General features: G+C 72.7%; 20 protein-coding genes. 6 read left to right on the forward strand and 14 right to left on the reverse strand.

Going from position 1 to position 19,391, the window contains the following annotated elements; genetic code table 11:
* The first annotated feature begins 74 nt into the window (after positions 1-74).
* Both FSW04_RS03050 and FSW04_RS03055 read left to right on the forward strand, forming a co-directional pair.
* Entirely contained in the window at positions 75-896 is an 822-nt protein-coding gene (locus FSW04_RS03050; RefSeq protein WP_187369203.1) for a Wzz/FepE/Etk N-terminal domain-containing protein, read from the forward strand.
* A 3-nt stretch (positions 897-899) separates the two neighbouring features.
* Positions 900-2,279, forward strand: coding sequence for an O-antigen ligase family protein (locus tag FSW04_RS03055; RefSeq protein WP_146916125.1), 1,380 nt, complete (start codon positions 900-902; stop codon positions 2,277-2,279).
* A 60-nt stretch (positions 2,280-2,339) separates the two neighbouring features.
* On the opposite strand, the gene FSW04_RS03060 is transcribed toward FSW04_RS03055, so the two are convergent.
* The 3 genes from FSW04_RS03060 to FSW04_RS03070 are packed head-to-tail and all read right to left on the reverse strand — an operon-like array spanning position 2,340 to position 6,293.
* Positions 2,340-3,125 (reverse strand): class I SAM-dependent methyltransferase, encoded by a 786-nt coding sequence (locus FSW04_RS03060; RefSeq protein WP_146916128.1) that lies wholly within the window; start codon positions 3,123-3,125, stop codon positions 2,340-2,342.
* Between the two features lie 42 nt (positions 3,126-3,167).
* Entirely contained in the window at positions 3,168-4,661 is a 1,494-nt protein-coding gene (locus tag FSW04_RS03065; RefSeq protein WP_146916130.1) for a hypothetical protein, read from the reverse strand.
* 18 nt (positions 4,662-4,679) lie between these two features.
* Positions 4,680-6,293 carry an oligosaccharide flippase family protein gene (locus FSW04_RS03070; protein WP_146916133.1) on the reverse strand — a complete coding sequence of 538 codons (1,614 nt, stop codon included), beginning with the start codon at positions 6,291-6,293 and terminating at the stop codon, positions 4,680-4,682.
* Between FSW04_RS03070 and FSW04_RS03075 the strand changes: the two genes are divergently transcribed.
* Positions 6,280-7,125: a glycosyltransferase family 2 protein gene (locus tag FSW04_RS03075; RefSeq protein WP_187369204.1), complete on the forward strand. Its 846-nt coding sequence runs from the start codon at positions 6,280-6,282 to the stop codon at positions 7,123-7,125. The two genes, FSW04_RS03070 and FSW04_RS03075, sit on opposite strands and share 14 nt — an antisense overlap.
* Positions 7,122-8,273 carry a glycosyltransferase family 4 protein gene (locus FSW04_RS03080; RefSeq protein ID WP_146916137.1) on the forward strand — a complete coding sequence of 384 codons (1,152 nt, stop codon included), beginning with the start codon at positions 7,122-7,124 and terminating at the stop codon, positions 8,271-8,273. Before FSW04_RS03075 ends, FSW04_RS03080 begins: the two co-directional genes overlap by 4 nt.
* Here FSW04_RS03080 and FSW04_RS03085 read toward each other — a convergent pair.
* From FSW04_RS03085 to FSW04_RS03105, 5 genes are all read right to left on the reverse strand, one after another.
* On the reverse strand, positions 8,270-9,451 hold the full coding sequence (locus tag FSW04_RS03085) for a glycosyltransferase (RefSeq protein ID WP_146916139.1): 1,182 nt from the start codon (positions 9,449-9,451) through the stop codon (positions 8,270-8,272). The genes FSW04_RS03080 and FSW04_RS03085 overlap by 4 nt on opposite strands.
* Positions 9,432-10,166, reverse strand: coding sequence for a class I SAM-dependent methyltransferase (locus FSW04_RS03090; protein ID WP_187369205.1), 735 nt, complete (start codon positions 10,164-10,166; stop codon positions 9,432-9,434). The genes FSW04_RS03085 and FSW04_RS03090 overlap by 20 nt, the downstream gene beginning before the upstream one ends.
* Before the next feature lie 384 nt (positions 10,167-10,550).
* Complete coding sequence (locus FSW04_RS03095; RefSeq protein WP_146916144.1) at positions 10,551-11,201, reverse strand: hypothetical protein; 651 nt, start codon at positions 11,199-11,201, stop codon at positions 10,551-10,553.
* 81 nt (positions 11,202-11,282) lie between these two features.
* On the reverse strand, positions 11,283-11,543 hold the full coding sequence (locus FSW04_RS26710) for a serine O-acetyltransferase (protein ID WP_228430845.1): 261 nt from the start codon (positions 11,541-11,543) through the stop codon (positions 11,283-11,285).
* Between the two features lie 281 nt (positions 11,544-11,824).
* On the reverse strand, positions 11,825-11,980 hold the full coding sequence (locus tag FSW04_RS03105; protein WP_146916148.1) for a lasso RiPP family leader peptide-containing protein: 156 nt from the start codon (positions 11,978-11,980) through the stop codon (positions 11,825-11,827).
* 225 nt (positions 11,981-12,205) lie between these two features.
* On the opposite strand from FSW04_RS03105, the gene FSW04_RS03110 reads away from it, so the two are divergent.
* Positions 12,206-12,910 carry a hypothetical protein gene (locus tag FSW04_RS03110; protein ID WP_146916150.1) on the forward strand — a complete coding sequence of 235 codons (705 nt, stop codon included), beginning with the start codon at positions 12,206-12,208 and terminating at the stop codon, positions 12,908-12,910.
* Here FSW04_RS03110 and FSW04_RS03115 read toward each other — a convergent pair.
* The 3 genes from FSW04_RS03115 to FSW04_RS03125 are packed head-to-tail and all read right to left on the reverse strand — an operon-like array spanning position 12,824 to position 14,666.
* Positions 12,824-14,011 (reverse strand): asparagine synthase-related protein, encoded by a 1,188-nt coding sequence (locus FSW04_RS03115; RefSeq protein ID WP_146916152.1) that lies wholly within the window; start codon positions 14,009-14,011, stop codon positions 12,824-12,826. The genes FSW04_RS03110 and FSW04_RS03115 overlap by 87 nt on opposite strands.
* Complete coding sequence (locus FSW04_RS03120; RefSeq protein ID WP_146916154.1) at positions 14,008-14,388, reverse strand: lasso peptide biosynthesis B2 protein; 381 nt, start codon at positions 14,386-14,388, stop codon at positions 14,008-14,010. The genes FSW04_RS03115 and FSW04_RS03120 overlap by 4 nt, the downstream gene beginning before the upstream one ends.
* The gene (locus FSW04_RS03125) at positions 14,385-14,666 is read right to left on the reverse strand and encodes a PqqD family protein (protein WP_146916157.1); all 282 of its coding nucleotides are present in this window, start codon (positions 14,664-14,666) and stop codon (positions 14,385-14,387) included. The genes FSW04_RS03120 and FSW04_RS03125 overlap by 4 nt, the downstream gene beginning before the upstream one ends.
* A gap of 64 nt (positions 14,667-14,730) precedes the next feature.
* Here FSW04_RS03125 and FSW04_RS03130 point away from each other — a divergent pair, with 64 nt between their 5' ends.
* Positions 14,731-15,936 (forward strand): nucleotidyltransferase family protein, encoded by a 1,206-nt coding sequence (locus tag FSW04_RS03130; protein ID WP_228430847.1) that lies wholly within the window; start codon positions 14,731-14,733, stop codon positions 15,934-15,936.
* On the opposite strand, the gene FSW04_RS03135 is transcribed toward FSW04_RS03130, so the two are convergent.
* The 3 genes from FSW04_RS03135 to FSW04_RS03145 are packed head-to-tail and all read right to left on the reverse strand — an operon-like array spanning position 15,896 to position 18,828.
* Positions 15,896-16,699 carry an ABC transporter permease gene (locus tag FSW04_RS03135; protein ID WP_187369206.1) on the reverse strand — a complete coding sequence of 268 codons (804 nt, stop codon included), beginning with the start codon at positions 16,697-16,699 and terminating at the stop codon, positions 15,896-15,898. The genes FSW04_RS03130 and FSW04_RS03135 overlap by 41 nt on opposite strands.
* Positions 16,696-17,418, reverse strand: a complete 723-nt coding sequence (locus FSW04_RS03140) for an ATP-binding cassette domain-containing protein (protein WP_146916163.1) — start codon at positions 17,416-17,418, stop codon at positions 16,696-16,698. The genes FSW04_RS03135 and FSW04_RS03140 overlap by 4 nt, the downstream gene beginning before the upstream one ends.
* 51 nt (positions 17,419-17,469) lie before the next feature.
* Positions 17,470-18,828 carry a sugar transferase gene (locus FSW04_RS03145; RefSeq protein WP_228430848.1) on the reverse strand — a complete coding sequence of 453 codons (1,359 nt, stop codon included), beginning with the start codon at positions 18,826-18,828 and terminating at the stop codon, positions 17,470-17,472.
* Positions 18,829-19,391 lie beyond the last annotated feature (563 nt).

Consider the following 19,391-nt stretch of genomic DNA (forward strand, 5'->3'; position numbering starts at 1 on the left):
CCGACGACGACATGACACCCAGACCCAGCGAAGAACTTCTGCCCACCTGGCTCGCCCGACAGCAGCACGTTCCGGTGGCCGAGAGCCCAGGCGTCGTGCCGCGCGCGGTCTCGCGCCACAAGCTCCTGATCCTCTTCTTCGTGCTGGTCTTCGCCGGCGCGGGCGTTGCCGGCGGGATCGTCCGCAAGCCCCAGTACACGGCGCAGGCGGACCTCACGGTCGGCCAGGCCGACCTGGCGACCCAGTCGCTGCAGGGGTACGCCGCCGCGGTGCAGGTGCTGGCCGGGGTCTACAGCCGGCTCGTCGTCAGCGCGACGGTCATCAACCAGGTCGATCGGCGCGAGCACCTCGGCCCCGTCGAGCTGCGGAATCGGATCTCGGCGAGCCCGACGCCCGACAGCAGCACGTTCCGGATCAAGACCACCGGGCCCGACGCGCAGTCCGCGCTGCGGCTCAACCGGCTGACCGTCAACGCGGCCCAGGCCTACATCGTCAAGCTGGGCAACAACGGCCAGAACGACGCCAAGCAGGCGTTCGCCAAGTTCCAGGCGGCCGCCAACACCGCGGCGCTCAAGCGGGCCGAGGCCCAGCGACTGGAGGATCAGCGCGCCGCGGACAAGAACAGCGTCACGGATGCCGAGCTGGCCAAGCTCAACGCCGACGCCGCGAAGTTCGACCTCATCGCGCAGACCTACAGCCAGCAGTATCAGAACAGCTCGCTGCCCTCCGCCAGGCAGTACCAGGGTGCGAGCGTCATCACCCGGCCCGTCGCCGCCACGAGCGACCAGCGGTCGTGGATGCAGAAGCTCGGCATCCTCGGCGCGTTCGTGGGCCTGCTGGTCGGCGTCGCCATCGCCTCCGCGCTGGAGGCGCGCGCTCGGCGCAAGGCGTACTGAGGCGTGCTCACGCCGCAGCTCATCCTGCTCGCCGCGTTCGGCGCGCTGGCCGTCGCGTCCGTCGCGAGCATCTCGACACGGGTCGATCCCGGCCACGTCGTGACGGTCGGCCTGGTGCTCGGGGTGTTCTCCGGCAACTGGCGCAACCTCGGGCTGCCGATCGGCATCGACCGGTTCTTCGTCGTCTGGGGCATCTTCCTGGCGCTGCTGAAGTGGCGGAAGGAGGGCTGGCGCGGCCTGCGCCTCGACGGCGTACCCCTCATCCTGGCGCTGCTGGCGGGCTACGCCATCGTCTCGGCGACCTGGAGCGGCCACCTCGTCGAGAAGCGGAGCGGTTTCGCGCTCCTGGACCAGCTGGGGCTGCTGCCGTTCCTGCTGTTCGTCATGGCGCCCGTGATCTACGGGCATCCGGCGCAGCGCCGGGGGCTGCTCGTGGGGCTCGTCGCGCTCGGGGGCTACCTCGGCGTCACCGCGGTGTTCGAGACGATCGGTGCGACCCAGCTGCTGTTCCCGCGCTACATCGCCGACCCGAACGTCGGCATCCATTTCGGCCGGGCCCGCGGGCCCTTCGTCGAGGCCTCGGCCAACGGCGGCGCCCTCACCGTCTGCCTCATCGCCTCGATCATGGCCTTCGCGAGCTGGCGCGAGGTGGCCTACCGTCGGATCGCGCTCGCCGTGGCGCTGCTGTGCGCCATCGGCATCGTGGGGACCGTCACGCGCGAGGTGTGGCTCGCCGCCGCCGTGTCGGGGCTCGTGACCCTGGCGGCCTTCCGCCCGCTGCGCCGGTTCCTCGTCCCGGCGCTGCTGGCCGGCGCGCTCGTGGTCGCCGGCAGCCTCGCCCTCGTACCGGGCCTCTCGACCCGCGCCAACGAGCGCACCAAGGTCCAGACCTCGGTCTGGGACCGGCTGAACAGCAACCGGGCCGCGATCCACATGATCGACGCCCGGCCGACCCTCGGCTTCGGGTGGGGGACGTTCGCCGAGGCCAGCCCGCCGTTCTACACGCAGGCGGCCACCTACCCGGTGACCAGCGTGGCCCAGCTGCACAACGTCGCCCTCTCGATCCTCGCCGAGCTCGGGGTGGCCGGCTTCGTGCTGTGGATCTCGGCGTTCCTCGGAGCGGCCTGGCGGGCGCTGTCGCGCCGCGGTCCGCCCGAGCTGGAGAGGTGGCGCATGGGCCTGCTCGCCGTGCTCCTCAACTTCATCGTGCTGTCGAACTTCGCGCCGCTGACGTTCCCGTTCGGCAACTACATCGTGTGGGTCTGGCTCGGGATCCTGTACGCCAGCGCCCGGACCCTGCCGGTCCAGGAGATCCTGGTGCACCGCGGCACGCCGTCGAGGCCGCCGGACCCGGCGCCGGAGCCGGAGCTCGTGGCCGTCTAAGCGGACCCGCCGGCGCCCCACCACCTGGCGACGGCCAGGTGGTGACGACGGGCCCTTCGTCTAGCTCCTGATCGTGGGCGGCCGCCCGGTGAGGAACCAGCGAGCGACCCGCGGGTTGTGCCGGACGGTGCGTGCCGCGTTGGCGATGCGCCAGCGTCGGCGTCCCGGGTACCTGAGCCGCGGGTCGACCTTCGACGGCGGGCCCCCGACGACCCGGTCCGGAGTGAAGACCATCATCTGGTACTCGGGGCTTCCCGCGAACACGTCGTAGACCTGGTAACGCGTAAGACCGAGCCCCACATCGCGCGCCTCGCGGAGTACGTCATGCAGCTCGACCTCTTCGTCGACGATCTGGAGGGTCTCGTCGCAGGCAGCCCGTCGCGCACCGGTGAATCGAGGATGTGGCGTCGAGATGAACAGCACGCCGTCCTCGGTGAGGCGACCGCGCAGGTCGCCGAGGAGCCCGGGCCGATCCTCGGCTCGGATGTGCTCCAGAACGTCGAATAGCGTGATCACGTCGAAACGGGCCTCCGGCGGAAGCACGTCGACGGTCCCGGCATGGAAATTCACGTCCGAGACGATGCGCCGTGCTGCGTCGATCGCCTTGGCACTGAAGTCGATTCCGGTTACCTGGCCGAAGCGCGTCAGGAAGCTGGTCATCACGCCCGCTCCGCAGCCGACGTCGAGCAGCGAGAGGCCGCGGCCCGTGACCACGTCCTCGATCAGCAGCCGCAGTTGCTCGTGCCGGAGGTTGGGCTGCAGCCAGTCCCGCATCCCCACGGCGAAGGAGAACTCCTCGTAGTAGCGGTGGCTCTCCGCATGACTTGCGTCGGTCTTGAGCGCCATCGGCGTACCGTAGCGCCGCTCTGCGGTCCTGTCCCGTGGCCGCTAGGCCGGGCGGCGGCTCTTCCCCGCCCGCGCCCGCGCCGCCACCGTTGCGTAGGCGGTAACCGTGGAGCCCGAGCGTGTGGTGATCCGTACGCCGACCCGCCGGCCCGCGGCATCCATCGGGACGGTCCGGACCACGGCCCGACCGCCCGCCGTCTCGAACGACCCGTCCCCGTTGAGATCCCATGACACGGCCGCCCGCGGCTGGTTGAGCACCGAGTTGGAGGTGTCGAGGCGGATCAGGCCACCGTGGGCGGCCACGTCGACGTCGAGCGCAGCCCGATCGCTCACGACGCACTCGACCGAGAAGCCCTGGCAGGTCTTGGCCGCCAACAGCTGGAGGTGTTGCCACGGGAAGGCCGCCATGGCCTTCATCGTGTACTGACCCTCGAGCAGCGGTGCCATGATGTTGGGGGTGCCGGCCGGCGGCTCCTGTGCGATGAACGTGTTGACGCCGCCCGTCTGGTCACGCACGACGATCCCGTACTTCTGCGCCGCCTCGGCGAGCATGCGCACCATGGGGGTCATCGTCAGCCGGCTCAGGTCCACCGAGGGATCCAGTCGCATGCGCGCACCTTCGGGGAGAGCCCAGCGGTCGGTCAGCCATCCGTCAGCCCGCTGGGCCGGCCAGTTCCACCGGCCCTTGGCCGACGCGGTGATCGCCAACGCGAGCGCGTGGTGGATCTGCCGTTCGCGCAGCTCGTCCAGAGTCACCGTGCCGGCGATCGTCGACATCGACGAGGCCGTCACGTTCCAGTTGAACCGCGACGAGCGATCGCCCTGGGGATTGCGCCAGGACAGCGACGATGCCACGCCGCGGTCGTGCTGGAGGTCCTCCGTGACGCCGCCCCAGCGCGCGGACCACGCGCCCGTCGGGGACTTCACGGCACCGAAGAACTCCCACTCCTTGATGGTCCCGTCCGGTTGGGGCTGCAGGACCGCGAAGTTCCGGTCGCTGCAGTTGGCCGGCCGGGCATCCGGCGGGATCGGCACCGACGACCAGGCCTGGACCAGCGCGGGATCGGTGTAGGACGGATGATCGAGCGTCACCGATGTGTGCGGCGTGCCCGCCGGGGCCCAGAACATCGGCGTCCCGCACTGCGGGCTGTTGATGTAGCCGCCGTAGCGGGCCACCTGCTGGTTGAAGAACGCCATGTAGCGCGAGCTGCCGGGCTGCAGCGGCGCGTCGGCGCGCAGCGGAAGGTTCCACACCGAGTCGGGCGCGAAGGGGACGAAGCCCTTGGGCAGCGGAGCGGCGTGCGCGGGACCGGCGAGGCCGGCAAGCACGACGGCCAGGCAGGCCGCCCGGGTGAGCGTACGATGGGGAAGGAGCGGCATGAGGCAGGCGGATGGCCGCGGAGAGTCGGGGAAGCTCGGAACGGGTCGCGGCCGCGGCCGGGCGACTACCCATAGGAGTCGGTCCGCTTCCCCCAGTCTTTGGCCGATCCCGCGGCCCTTCAAACAGACGTCCATTGGGTGTTCGCGGCGGGACAAGGGCCGCGAGATGCCCTGTCAGCGGCGGCTGCGACCGGCCAGACGCCGCATGAACCCCATGAGCTCGTCGTACGCCGAGGGGAACACGACCCGCAGTGTGGCCAGGTAGCTGACCAGCCCGGCGGCGGAGATCGCCAGCAGCGCCAGCGGAGCGAAGGTGTCGTCGAGCACACGGGTCCCGGCCAACGCGAGCCCCAGGAGCGGCCCGCAGGCCACGAGCGGCGGCAGGATGTCCTCGAACATGCTCTTGACCGTGATGCCGACAAGCGGACGCAGCACGGTGACGTGCGTGAACAGCATGAGCACGACCTGGATCGCGGCCCCCGCCGCGGCTACCGCGATGATCCCGTGCGGCGCGGCGATCGCCACCGTCACGCCGAACGCGACGAACGACACCAGGTTGAGCCACACGAGCGTCGAGGCGCGCCCGAGGGAGACCAGCAGCGGGCCGACCCCGGTCATGATGGTGGCCACCAGGCCGGCGGCGGTGAGGATCTGCGTGGGCTCGACGGCCGGCTCCCACCGCGACCCGAACACGAACGGCACGAGGATCGGCGCCACGCCGGTCACCAGGAGGATGGGTGGGAATAGCAGCAGCGCGTGGACGCGCACGATGCGCCCGCGGATCCGTCGCAGCTCGACGAGGTCTTCCGCGCGCGAGAACAGCGGGAGAGACAGCCGCAACATGATGGCGCTGAGCTTGGACTGGTACTCCACGCCGATGCGATAGGCCCGCGAGTAGTAGCCGAGCACCGTCGGGCCGAGGCGCGCGCCGACGAAGATGTAGTCGATGTTGCGGAACCCCAAGTACAGAAGACCGGAGCCGAGGGCGGGCAGGCCGAGCCGGCGGATGTCCCGGGCCACGCCCGGGTCCCAGGCCAGGTTGGGTCGCGGCGCCGCGAGCTGGGTCCCGACCAGCGTCACGACCGCGGTGGCGACCGCCCCGAGGACGATCGCCTCGCCGTCTAGGCCGGCGACCGCCAGCGCGACCATCACGGCGGTGCCGATCACCGCGGCGGCCGCATCGGCCAAGCCGACAGACCGGAAGTCCAACCGACGCTGGAGCAAGCTCGACGGCACACCCGCGACAGCGCTGATGAGGAAGATGGGGGCGATGATCAGGGTCAGGCGACCGGTCTGATCGTCAAACACCAACGGCATCACCAAGACGGCGACGAGCACCGTGAGCACGGTGAGCACCAACCCCGACACGATGCTGAGGACCATCGCGGTCCCCCGCTCCACGGAACCGACCTGGCGGCGCTGGATGAGCGGCGTGGCGATCCCCTGTGACCCCACACCGGATGCCAGTTCATTGACCAACAGCGCGATCGCCGCACGACCGAACTCCGCCGGAGGTACCAGGTGCGAGGTGACCACGATGCCCCCGAACGCGGCAAGCTCGGAGACCACGCGGGCCAGACCGACCCAGCGGACGCCCGAGACGGCCGCATCCCCGAGCGTTGCGTGCGTCGAGGTCTCACCGGATGCGCCGACGGACCCCTGGTGCTCCTCATCAGGTGTCCCCGGCATCGGCCGCCGACTGTAGCGTGGTACACCCCGGCGCCCGGGGCGGCCGTTGCTAGCCTCCACGTCAATGAGCGAGGCTCCGCTTCCGGTGACCGCGGTCATTGCTGCCTATAACCGGGCCGACGTTGTGGAGCGTGCCGTCCGGAGCGTCCTGGCGCAGCCGCGCCCTCCGGCCGAGGTGCTCGTCGTCGACGACGCCTCGACCGACGCGACCATCCAACGGGCGCAGGCCGCCGGTGCGACCGTTCTGCGCCGGGAGCGTAACGGCGGCGCCGCGGCGGCCCGCAACATGGGCGTCGAGGCGGCAACGCAGCCCTGGATTGCGTTCCTGGACTCCGACGACGAGTGGCTGCCCTGTCATCTCGCCACCCTCTGGCCCCTGGCCGAGGACTACGAGCTGGTCACGGGCGCCTCGCTGGTGAAGTCGGCCTCCTCGATCGTGACGAAGCGTTCCGGCGTTGCACGGCGCACGGAGCTGTATTCACCCGCCGCGCTCGTGTTCCCCGACAACTTCGTCAGCTCGGGCGGCGTCCTGGTGTCCCGCGCGGCCGTGCGCGAGGTGGGCGGCTTCGACGAGGGCCTACGCTTCGCGGAGGACTTCGACCTGTGGCTGCGGGTGCTGTCCCGCCACCCGGGCGTCGCGGTGCCCGACCCGGTCTGCATCTATTACCGTCACGACGGTCAGAAGACCGGTCAGGTCTCCGAGGCCCGGGCGGCACAGCGCGGCCTACTCGAGCGCTACCGGGACCAGCCGTGGTGGTCCGAGCGCGCGTTCCACCGTCGGCTGGCGCTCAACGAATGTGAGCGGCGCATCGCACAGGGGCACCGGCTCTCGGCCCTGCGTCTTCTGCTCTCAGGTCTGGTGCGCGATCCGTCAGTGCATGCGCCCGTCGCGCGCGTGCTGGCGTCTCGCCGGCTCCGGAGCGGCGGATGAGCCACGTCGTCGTCGGCCACGTGGTCAACACCTACGTGACGGTCTCCGAGACGTTCATCCCGGACGCGATCGCCGCGGTGGATGCGCACGGCACCGAGTCCTGGGTCATCTGCGGGCGGAGCGAGAATGAGGACAGGTTCCCTCTTCCCCCGCCGGAGCGACGGATCGTGGCCCCCGTGCCATCGACGGCGCGCCGGATCGTGGATCGCCTCCGGGGCGCCGACCCCCGCCGGCGGTTCGCTGGCAGCGTGCTGGCGGACGCCCGCACGGCCGGCCCCGATCTGCTGCACGCCCACTTCGGATGGTCCGCGCTGTACGCCGCACCGCTGGCGCAGCTCATGGACATACCGCTCGTCACGACGTTTCATGGCAGCGACGTCACGGTACTGCCGCTCCAGCCCGAGCACCGCGGCGTGTACACCGGCCTCTTCGGCACCATGACGGCGGCCATCGTCGTCTCCCGATACGTGCAGGGCGCGCTCGAGGACCTCGGGTGGGCAGGTCCGACCCACATCGTTCCCGCCGGCGTCGACGTCCGGCGATTCACGTTCCGCGAGCCGCCGGCCGCGTGTGACGCCCCCCGCGTCGCGTTCGTCGGGCGCCTCGTGGAGCGCAAGGGCGCCGACGTGCTGCTGCGGGCCGCCGCCGGCCTCCGGGCCGACGGGACGCCGGTCGAGGTGCACCTCGTCGGCGATGGGCCCGAGCGCTCGGCGCTGGAGGCTCTGGCCCGCGAACACCGCCTCGAGGAGATCCGGTTCCACGGCGCGCTCGGTCCTGACGGGGTGCGGGACGTCCTGCGAGGTGCCCACCTGATGGTCATGCCCAGCCGGGCGCTGCCTAGCGGCTCCGGTGAAGGCTCGCCCGTGGTGCTCAAGGAGGCCCTGGCGACGGGCGTGCCCGTCATCGCGACGGACACGGGAGGCACACGCGAGGTGATGCCGCCGGAATACCGCGACGAGCTGGTGGCCGGCGACGACGTCGCCGGGCTCGCGCACCAGATGCGGGCGGTGCTCCACGACCCGGCCTCGTGGGCTCGACGAGCCCACGTGGGCCGCGCCTGGGTCGAGCAGGAGTTCGACTGGGGCGTGCTCGGCGCACGCACCGTGGAGCTCTATGCGACCCTCGCCGGCGACGCCGAGCGCCGCTAGTTGACCACCAGCTCGGCCAGGCGGCGTCCGCAGCTCTCGCGGGAGTACGTCGCGACCGCGGCGGCGCGGGCGGCCGCGCCGAGCTCGGCCCGCCGGGCGTGCGCCTCCACGATCGCCTCGGCCAGCGCCCCGACGTCCCCCACGCCCACGATCAGCCCGGTGCGGTCGTGCTCGACGACCTCGGCGATGGCCGGGATGTCGGACCCGACGACCGAGCATCCGCAGGCCATCGCCTCCAGGAGCGACATGGGCAGCCCCTCGTAGGCCGACGGCAGGGCGAAGACGGCGGCCGAGCGCATCGCCTCCACGATCACGGAGCGGTCCATGACGAAGCCGTCGAACCGGCAGCGGTCGGCCACGCCGGCCTCCCGCGCGAGCTCGCGCAGCATCTGCTCGTCGGGTCCGCTCCCCAGGATGCGCAGCGACCACCCGGCGTCCAGGCGGGCCAGCGCGTGGATGAGGTCGGAGATCCGCTTCTGCACGTCCAGCAGGCGCGCGACGATCACGATCTCCTTGCCCGGCCCCGCCGCCGTGGCCGGCGCCGGGGCGTAGCGGCCGACGTCGACGCCGTTGGGGATCCGGGTCGGGTGACCGCCGTGCCGACGGACCTTGTCGGCCTCGGCCGAGGTCTGCACGACGATCGCCCGCGCCCGCGGCAGGGTGCGCCGCTTGAACGTCTTGAGTTCGTGGCGGTCCGGCATCCCCTGGTCGATGCCGATGACCGGCAGGCGCAGTCCGGAGAGGACGTCCCACCGGCCCGTCCAGTACTCCTGGACCATCATGGTGGTGATGCGGTCCTCGCGGAACCCGCGCCGTAGCTCGGGCAGGATGCTCAGGGCGTTGGCGACCTGGTGGACGTAGCGTCCCGGCGGTGTGCGACGCAGCGATCGCACCCGCCGCCACGGGGCGTCGACGACGCCGGTCCCCACGAAGCGGATGCCGACCCCCTCCGGCGTGGCCATGACCGCGCTGCCGCGCTCGCTGGGGATGTAGATCGTGGCCCTGACGCCCTGGTCGCGCAAGGCATAGGCGTACTCCCAGGACCAGTCGTTGCGATAGGTCTCGACGAACGCCTCCCGCGTCAGCCCGAGGCCGCGCCCGTAGAACTCCTCGAAGACGTCGGTGCTCAGCAGCAGCGCGACGGCCGGCGAGGCGACCTCAGGGATGCGTGACGACAACGCGGATGCGATTGGCGAACAGCTCCGGGCGGTGGCGCATCAGCGCAGTGGCCACGGGCCCGGCGGCACGATCGGTCACGCGGTCGCGCAGGAACGGGAGGTCGAGCAGCGGCGTGACGCCCCCACCGCTGCGCTCGACGACGCGCAGCCCCACCTGTCGCATCAGACCGGCCAGCGAGTCCAGGGTGAAGAACCGGATGTGGGGGTCGCGCCAGGGGCGCGTGCCCGACTCCTGGTCGCCCAGCGGAGAGAAGCGCCCCAGCAGGGCGAGGTCGGCCCGGGCGCGCCAGTGCGCCGCGTTGGGCACCTGGATGACGGCGTGGCCGCCTGGTCGCAGGACGCGCAGGATCTCCGCGGCGGCCTCCTCCGTGCGGAACAGGTGCTCGAAGACCTCGAAGCAGAGCACCAGGTCGAAGGACGCGGACGCGAAGGGGAGCACGGCGGCGTCCTCGATGACCCGGGCGTCGAGCCCGAGCGAGCGGGCGCGCTCCACCGCCGCGGCCGAGACGTCGACGCCGACGTAGGAGCGCGCGTGGGCCTGCATGTAGGGGCCGGCGACCCGGCCGTCGCCGCAGCCGATGTCGAGCACGTCGGTGTCGGCGCCCTTGGACGCGAACCGCGCGAAGACCTCGGCCACCGCGTCGCTCTCGCGGCCGACGTACCCGGCTCCGCCCTCCGACCAATACGTGTCGTAGTACTCGGCGGTTGTGGTCACACGGTCATCGTACTCACGCATCAGCGTCACAAACGGGTCCATCGCGCGTGCCGCGGCGCGCGGCTATGTGCACGTCGACGCCAGGGTCCACCCCCGCGTCGCGACGACCACGCGCGCGTCGGAGGGCGGCGGGCGCAGCACCCGGCCGCGATCCCGTGAGGGAACGACCACGAGGTTCGCGAACGCGTCCGGCGTGCCCATACGAAGCTCCCGGAGGCCGGGGCGCCGTGACTGGAGTCCACGATGCTCGCGCGTGGCGCGTCACGCCACACGGCCGCCAGCGCCTGGAGCCGCTCGTTGGGGACCACGAGCGGCCCACACGGCAGGCGGGACCGGACGACGTGCTCGCCCGCCGCGCGCGTGCGGGCGATCTGGGCCGATGCATCACGGAGGTTCGACAGCCGCGTGGCCTGGGCGGGAGCGGTCGCGACGACCGCGACCAGCCCGACTGCGGCGACGGCCGGCCAGACGCGAGGGCGTCGCATTCCGATCCAGCCGGCCAGCCCCGCGCCGGCGAGGACGCACGCCATCGCCTCGAACGGCAGGGCGTATCGCGCGAGGAGCAGCGTGCCGCCGGCGACCGGCAGCAGGAAGGAGACGCCGAGCGCGGCGACGATCGCCAGCGCCGGCCAGGTACGCCGAGGCGCGGTCAGGACGCCGAACACCGCACCCGTCACCGCCAGCGCGGCCGTCGGCCGACGCCACCGGCGCGGACCCGGCGACGACCTCCCGGGTCAGGAGCAGGGCGAGGGCGACCACGCCGGCGGCGAGGCCGAACGCCTCGTGGGCGATGGTCAGCGTCGCCCAGCCGAGCACGCCCGTCGCCAGGTAGCCGATGACCAGCAGGCCGTCCTCGGACCCGGGGCCGAGTGGTGACAGCGCCGCCGCGATGAGGTTGCTGAGCGGATGCGGGGTGGGACCCGGCGCGTAGTGCGGGAGGTGACCGTGAGCGATCTCCCGCCCCCACACGAGCGAGTGGACCGCGTCGACGTTCACATAGCGATCACCGAACGCCGCGAACGCGACAACGCTCACCAACGCGATGATCAGTGCGCTGAGTGCACCAGAGGTGATGCCGCGGCGAGGTGTCCGCGCTGCCATTGGGCCGGGAGTCACTCAGAACTGCTCCGCGGGATCGGCCGTCCGGTCGCGCCGGCCGACGACCCGCGCCGGGATGCCTGCGACGGTCGCGCCCGCGGGGACGTCGTCGAGCACGACGGTCATCGCCCCCACCTTCGCGCCGCGGCCGACCCGCACCCCGCCGAGGACCTGGGCATAGGCGCTGAGCACCACGTCGTCCTCGATGACCGGCGCGCCGTCGCGGTGCTCGCGCACGCCGAGGGTCACGCCGTGGCCCATCGTCACGTTGGCCCCCATGCGGGAGGCCGGGTGGATGATGATCCCGCCGAAGTGGAAGATCCGCAGGCCCGGGCCGATCTCGGCCGACTTGGGGATGCTGATCCCGGTCAGCAGCGAGACCGCGAGGTGCAGCGCCCCGTAGACGGGGAAGAGCGCCAGCCGGACCGGTCGCGGCAGCTCCAGGGTGAAGCGCCCGAGGCGGTAGACGGCGATGGCCCACAGGGCCGGCTCGGTCAGCAGCTCACGCGGCGCGTAGCGCCGTACGTCGGCCCGGAGCGCGACGAGGGCGCTCGTGCCGCTCAGATGCTCCCCAGCGTGGGGTTGCCCTTGAACAGGACGCCGTCGCTCGGCGCCGTGAAGTCCTTGTTGGAGGCCAGCGTCAGGTCGTGCAGGTCACCGATGATCGTCACGGTCGGCGCCTCGTAGACGCGCTGCGCGGCGGGGGTGTTCTCCATATCGCTGAGGGTAGGCGGTGGTGTCGGGCGTGGCAAGCTGCGTCGGCTTTGCACGATCTGTCCCACCAAAGCGCCACGGGGGCTTACGGACTGCGGCTGCACCTGGCCGCCCATGACGATCTGCTGGGCCCAGCGCCGACCTCCTGGCCGCGCTGGCAGGTCACCCAGCGGACCGGACCATCGCCCGCAGGGCGCTCGCGCCTCACCGACGACGAGGCCTGCCTGGTGCTGGACTCCGGCGGGGTGATCGCCCTCGACCGGCGCGAGGCCACGGCCGTCTACATGCTGCCGCACCCCGTCGGCGCCGATGCGCTCGTGCATCCCTACCTCGTCCCGGCGGCGGCCGTCGCGGCGCACTGGCGCGGCGACGTCTGCTTCCACGCCGGGGGGTTCGTCCTCGACGGTCGCGCGTGGGGCGTGCTGGCCCCCAAGGACGGCGGGAAGACCACGCTGCTGGCCGGCCTGGCTGGCCGCGGGGTGCCCGTCCTGGCCGACGACGCGCTCGTGCTGCGCGCCGCCGACACCGCCCTGGCGGGCCCCCGTTGCCTCGATCTGCGGAAGGGTGCGGCCGAGCGCTTCGCGGGCGCCACGCCGCTGGGCATGATCGGCGACCGGGAGCGCTGGCGCCTGGCGCTGGCCCCCGCACCGGCCGAGACGCCGTTCGCGGGCTGGGTCGCGCTCGGGTGGGGGGATGGCCCGCCGCGGACCGAGCCGGTCGCGCTGGCCGGGCGCCTGCGGGCGCTGACGGCATCGCTGACCCTCAGGACCCCGCCTCGGCATCCGCAGGCGCTGCTCGACGCCGCCACGCCGGCCATGGTGCGCCTGACGCGCGAGGCGGACTGGTCAGCGCTGGAGCCCGGGCTCGACGTCCTGCTCGACGCGCTGCGCGCCGCCGGCCGCCAGCCAGGCGGTCTGCAGCAGGGCGAATGAGTGCGGGTCGGGGTCGTCCTTGCGCCACTCGGCCGCCAGGGCGTCGAGGTCGACGCGGTCGTCCTCGATGCCCGTGCCCGGCCAGGACGCTCCGAACGCCCGGGCCCGCGGACCCCAGATCGCCGCATTGAACGAGGCCTTGCTCGTGCGCCGCAGGCAGCCGTCCGGCAGCAGGTCGCCCACCAGGCCGGACAGGCCCGCCACCCGGCCGGGCACCCCGCCGCGCGGCGTGCCCCCGGCGTAGGCGGCGAGCGTCCGCGCGTCGGAGAACGGGTGGCGCACCAGGACCCCGGCATCGCGTCCCAGGAGGTCCAGCGCGGCGATCGTGCACTGCAGGCGGCGGCTGGGCCACCACCATCTCGTCAGCGCGCGCGGCCACGACAAGGGCTCTGCGGCCAGCCAGCTGGCGTAGGCCTCCGCGAGCTCCCGCACGCCCTCCGGTCGCAACCACGGGAAGGCGAACGGCAGCGTGCGGCGACCGCGCCGGGCGCGCAGCGCCGCGGGCAGCGCCTCCCCTGCGGTCGCGCGCCACTGTCCCGGCTCCGGCCGGCGCCGCGCGAACAGCAGCCGCGCCAGCCGCGCGCGCTCGACCCCCGCGAACAGCTCGTCGCCCCCGGCGCCGGTGAGCATGGTGCCGCCGGCGGCCTGCGCCACCACCGGGCTGTGGAAGTGCACGTTGAACAGCGGCGGCACGCCGTGGCGGCGCAGGAGCGCGGTCGCGTGGCCGCCGAGCATGTCGAGCTCGCCGCCGAGCTCCAGCCGGATCCAGTCCTCGAGCCCCAGATGGGCGACGACGCGCTCCTGCCAGTCGTTCTCGTGGGATGCCGGAACCGCGGGGAATCGATTGGACACCGGGATCGGCGCGGGCAGGCCCTCCCGCCGCGCGACATGCGCCGCGACGGCCAGCACCGCGCTCGAGTCCCGTCCACCTGAGAAGCTGACCGTGCACGGCGGGCGGCGCAGCGCCTCCAGCACGACGTCCTCGAACGCGGCGCGCGGCTCCTGCGCGGCCGGGCGCAGCGGCGCGGTCGCCGCGTCGTGGCCGAACGGGACCGACCACAGCAGCTCCAGGGGCCGCGGCGCCAGCCGCCCGAGCGTCATCCTGGCGGGATGCGCGTCAGCACCGTGAAGCGCTCCTGCTCGGGCGCGACGTCGTGGCCGACGACCCAGGCGTGCGCCCGGAACGTCCCCTCCGAGCCGCGCACGCCGATCGCCACGTCATGGGTGCGGCCCGCCCCGGCCAGCAGGCGCTGAACGATGAGCGACCGCTCCAGGCACGTCGCGCGCCCGGCGCGCAGGACCCCGGCGACCGACCAGCGCCCGGGCCGGGTCAGCGCCGCGGGCGGGCAAGGCGGCACCGCGGCCTCGAGCCCCATGCGCTTCAGATCGCGCCGCAGGCACCGCAGCGACCGCCAGGCCCAGACGGTGCCGGCGGGCACGCCATGCCACGCCGCCGCACGGCGCAGCCCCGGCCTCATGCCCCCTGCTCCACCAGGTCGAGGGCCACGAGCCGCTCCACGAAGCCCTGCACATCGGTGACGGCCCGTGCGCGATCAACGTCGTAGGCCGAGCACAGCACGTCGGCCATGGCGGGCAGCGTGGTGCCCTGCACGATGAGGGGCCACAGCTCGGTCGCGCTGCCGCCGAGGCCCACGTAGTTCCAGGTCGAGGAGTCCAGGACGACGATCTGGCCGTCGACCTCGCGCCATGGGACGTCGCCCGAGCGCAGGCGGATCACGGATGGATCGTCGGACATCGGTCGCGAGCAGTGATACTACGGTCATGTTCGCCCGGCAAGCCTGCGGTCGCCGGCCCTGCTCTTGACGAGGGAGCGCCGAGCGGTCAGCGGCGACGAGCCCGCCCATCGGCTCCTGCGCCTTCTCTGCAGCACGCAGGAGCGCCGCGCCGCGCGCGCCGAGGAGGCCGGCCGACTGGCCGCCGTGGTCGACGCGCCGACGCTTGCCGCGCTCGCCGCGCGCCAGCGCCTGCTGGGCATCGTCCCTGGCCGGTTGCGGGAGGCCGGCCTCGGCGCGCCGGCGGCCGAGCTCGAGGCGCTGCTCGGCGACGTGCCCCGCCACGAGCGCGCCGAGGGCGGACGGCTGCAGCTCATCACGCTCGGCCTGCTGCTCGAGCTCGAGCGCCACGGGATCGCGGCGCTGGCCCTCAAAGGCCCGCTGCTGGGCGAGGCGCTCTACGGGGACGCCGGCGCGCGGCCGTCCAGCGACGTCGACCTCCTCGTCGGCCGCGACGACCTGGCGCGGGCGGTCGACGTCGTGCGGGCGCACGCCTACCGCGCGCCCGAGGATCCGCCAGGCCCCGACGGCCTGCCACCGCTGCACTGGTGCCTGCGGCCCGCCGCCGGCTCGGCGCCCAACGTCGAGCTGCACTGGCGCGTGCACTGGCACGAGACGACCTTCTCGCCCCAGCTGCTGGCGCACGCGCTCCCCGATCCCGCCTGGGGGCGCCGCGCGCCGGTGCAGTGGGAGCTCGCCACGCTGCTCCTGATCTACGCGCGCGACGGGTTCGCCGGGCTGCGCATGGCCTGCGACCTCGCGACGCTGGCCGACAGCGACCGGGCGCGGGCCCTCCCCGACGGCGCGATCGCGTCCGTCGTCGACCGCGTCCCCGAGCTGGCCGGGACCCTGGCGGCCGCGGCGCTGACCGCGGAGCGGATCGTCGGCATGCCCGCCGCGCCGTGGACCCGGCGCCGCCCCCGCCCGGCGCCGCTGGTCACGCGGCTGGCCGACTGGCGCCTGCTCGGCGACACGGTGCAGCTGCACGCCGAGCAGCGGCTTGTCGACGTCCTGGTCGCACCCAGGCACCAGCGTGGTGCGGCGCTGCGCCATCAGCTCTTCCCGAGCCTCGAGGAGCTGCGCTGGATGATCGGCGACGCAGCGCCGGGCCCGATCCGCCGCCGCCATCAGCTCGCGCACGCGCCGAGCACGCTGCTGCGCTGGATGGCGCCGCTGCGTCGCGGCGCCCGCGTCAGTACTCCACGAGCGTCCCGTTCCGCCGGCAGCTCCTGATCGCCATGCCGACCGCGGCGCCGGCCAGCGGCAGCCCGACGATCGCGAAGCCCACCATCTTGGCCAGCGACACCCAGGTGCTCTCCGTCAGCGGCAGGCCGAGCAGCAGGTGGCGCAGCAGCTCGACGGCGGGCGTGAACGGCTGCACCTCGGAGGCCCAGCGGATCCAGCCCGGCAGCAGGCTCGTCGGGAAGTACAGCCCGGCCGACAGCGAGACCAACGCGATGATGTAGCTGGCTCCCGGCGCCTGCTTGAACCGCAGCATCACGGCGCTCATGAGCAGCGTCAGCGGCGCGAAGGACAGCGCCCCCAGCAGCCCCACGGGGATCGCCAGCGCGACCGTCGCCCAGTGCAGCCGCACGCCGAAGATGACGACCGCGAGCGCCAGCGTGACGGCCGACATGATCGAGGCCAGCGCGAAGGGGAAGATCATCAGGCTCGCGACGCTGGCGGTGGGCCCGAAGGGCGACAGGGCCATCCGCTCGAACGTTCCGGCCACGAGCTCCTGGCGCAGCTGCATCGGGCTCTCCAGCGTGGACTGCAGCACCTGGAGGATCACGAGGCCGACGACGACGAAGCCGAAGTACTCCTTCGGGGAGTGGAACGGCTCCACCCGCACGAGCTTCGACACGTAGTAGAACAGCGCGAGCGTGAAGACCGTGCCGACGCTCTGGGTCACCAGCCGCCCGCGGTAGCTCGTGTAGATCAGCGCATCGCGGCGGATGAGCGCCACCGTCGCGGCGAGGCGGGGCGGGAGGCTCACCGCGGCTCCAGCCGGCCGCCGGCCAGCACGAGCGTCGCGTCGAAGTCCACCGACGCGCGGTCGTCGCCCGGCGAGATCCACAGGCACGCGCCGCCGACCTGCGCGGTGCGGGCGATCGCCGCGGCCAGCAGGTCGGCCGCCGCGTCGTCGAGCGAGTTCATGGGCTCGTCGAGCAGCGTCAGCCGCGGCTCGTGCAGGAACGCCATCGCCACGCGCAGCCGCTGGCGCTGACCCATCGACATGCGGTCGGTGCGCGCACCCTCGAGGTCGTGCAGCGCGAAGTCGGCCATCGACCGCTCGACGGCCGCGCGGCGCCGCGCGGCCGGCAGCAGGGCCAGGCGCGACCACAGGTCGAGGTGCTGGCGGACCGTCAGCCGCGCGTAGAGCCCCCGGTCGCCGGCCGACAGGAACCCGACGCGCCGCTGCACGGCCTCGCGGTCGCGGACCGGGTCGTGGCCCTCGACGCGGACGGTGCCCGCCTCGGGCAGCACGAGCCCGGCGATCACCCGGATCAGCGTGGTCTTGCCCGCGCCGTTGGCGCCGACGATCCGCGTGCGCGAGCCCGCGCGCACCGTGAGCGACACGGCGTCGAGCACCGGGCGCTCGAGCCGCGGCCACCGCTTCGTCAAGCCCTCGACGACCAGGATCTCGGCATCGTCGCGGGCGGCCCCGCGCGGACCCGGCAGCGGGTCGGGCGACTGCTCGCGGATGGCCGGCATGGAGATCCGCGAGCTTAGACCCCGCCTCAGCCGGAGGCCCCGCGGTGGTCGCTACAGCCCGCGACGGGCCAACATGTAGGGCACGGTCCGCGCCAGGATCTTGAAGTCCTGGAACAGGCTCCACGTCGTCACGTACAGGTAGTCGATCTTGACCATCTCGTGCATCGGCACGCGCGAGGAGCCCATGATCTGCCAGTGACCCGTCATGCCCGGCGTCAGGTGCAGCCGCCGCCGGTCATAGCCCGTGATGACCTTGTCCTCGCTGCGGATGAGCGGCCGCGGCCCGACGAGCGACATCTCGCCGCGCAGCACGTTGATGAGCTGGGGCAGCTCGTCCAGCGAGGACTGGCGCAGCCGGCGGCCCATGCGGGTGATCCGCGGGTCGTCGGCGATCTTGAACAGCCCGTCGGCCTCGTTGTGGGCCATGAGATCGTCCTTGCGCTGCTCGGCGTCGGTGACCATCGAGCGGAACTTGAAGATGCGGAAGAGGTGGCCGTCGCGACCGATGCGCTCCTGGCGGAAGAAGACCGGCCCGCGCGAGTCGAGCTTGATGAGCGCTGCGATGACGGCGAACAGGGGCGCGAGGAACACGAGGCCCACGAGCGCGCCGACCACGTCGAACGCGCGCTTGACCAGGCGCGAGGAGCGCGACAGCGCGAACTCGCGCACACCGAGCAGGGTCATGCCGCCCAGGTCGTCACAGACCACCGTGTTGCCCACGACGTCGAAGACGTGCGGGACGATGCTCACCCGGACGCCGAGCGCCTTGGCCGCGCGGATGAGGTCGACGGTGACCTGCGGGTTGGTCTGGCTCGGCACGACGAGCACGCGGTGGGCGTCGAGCTGGTGGATGAGGTGCCCGAAGGTGTCCTGGTCGACCGGGCGCTCCTCCGAGGAGAAGTCCGACACGCGCTGCAGCGACATGCGGCCCACGAGCTTGGCGTGGATGCCGGCCATCTCGAGCTTGTGCTGGACGCGCCCGTAGGTGACCGCGTCGCCGACGAGCAGCAGCCGCTCCTCGGCCACGCCCCGCGAGGCCACGGCGCGGGCGACCCAGCGGAAGCCGAGGCCGAAGGCCAGCAGCGTGGCCCACAGGACCAAGGCCTGGGACTTGCCCAGGGTGCCGTTGATGACGATGCCGTCGACCATCCACACGGCCATCGTGTAGAGCGTGGCCAGCTCGAGCATCGCCGGGGCCTCTTCCAACGTCGTCTTGTGGACGAGCAGCTCGTCGCGGTCGTACAGACCGCTGAGCTTGGAGGCCAGGATCACCAGCGGCAGGCCGACCAGGACGGTGACGCTGAGGTGGTCGTCGCCCAGCAGGTCGACGCAGACGACCAGGGCGACGAGGGCGGAGAGCGCGTCGGCGGTGGCGAGCCACAGCCGGTAGTGGCGATCGCGATGCGCCACGGCGGCGTTCGGCCGGGGCGCCTCTTCGATGGGTCGGGGAAGCGGCCGGAGGCCGGTGATGCGACGCAGGGTCACCGTGCGCCGACGTCGGACGTCGGGCACGCGAAGATCAACTCGCGAGGAAATCGTTCTGCCGTTCGTTTGCGCTTGGACGTGCCGTGTTGCGCCTCCTGGAGCTTCGGTCACACCGGCCCCCTCGGCCACGACTGGTCACATGCGTCGCCGTTCGGGGGCGCACGCCAGACCTCGTGCTCCAAGGTATCGAGGCCCGGCGGGGTTCTCCAGCTACATGCTGTCGCCCCTTCCTAGAGCACCGATAGACCCCGAGTCCAGCCACATTTGCGGTGACTTGACCCCAGGTGACACCAAACCTCCCCATCGGTCCCCGGTCTGCACAGGGCCCGGGTGCGTTGCAAGCGTTCTTGCGCATCCGACGCTGACCGGGGACGGGAGGGTCATGTCACCGATCCCGTGCGTTCACCGTCTGCGTCAGGACCTTCTCGGGGTCAGTTCGTGCGACGTTGCACAGGTCGCCGCCGCCGGACCGCAGCAAATCTGCCGAG

The sequence above is a fragment of the Baekduia soli genome, assembly GCF_007970665.1.
Lineage (GTDB): Bacteria > Actinomycetota > Thermoleophilia > Solirubrobacterales > Solirubrobacteraceae > Baekduia > Baekduia soli.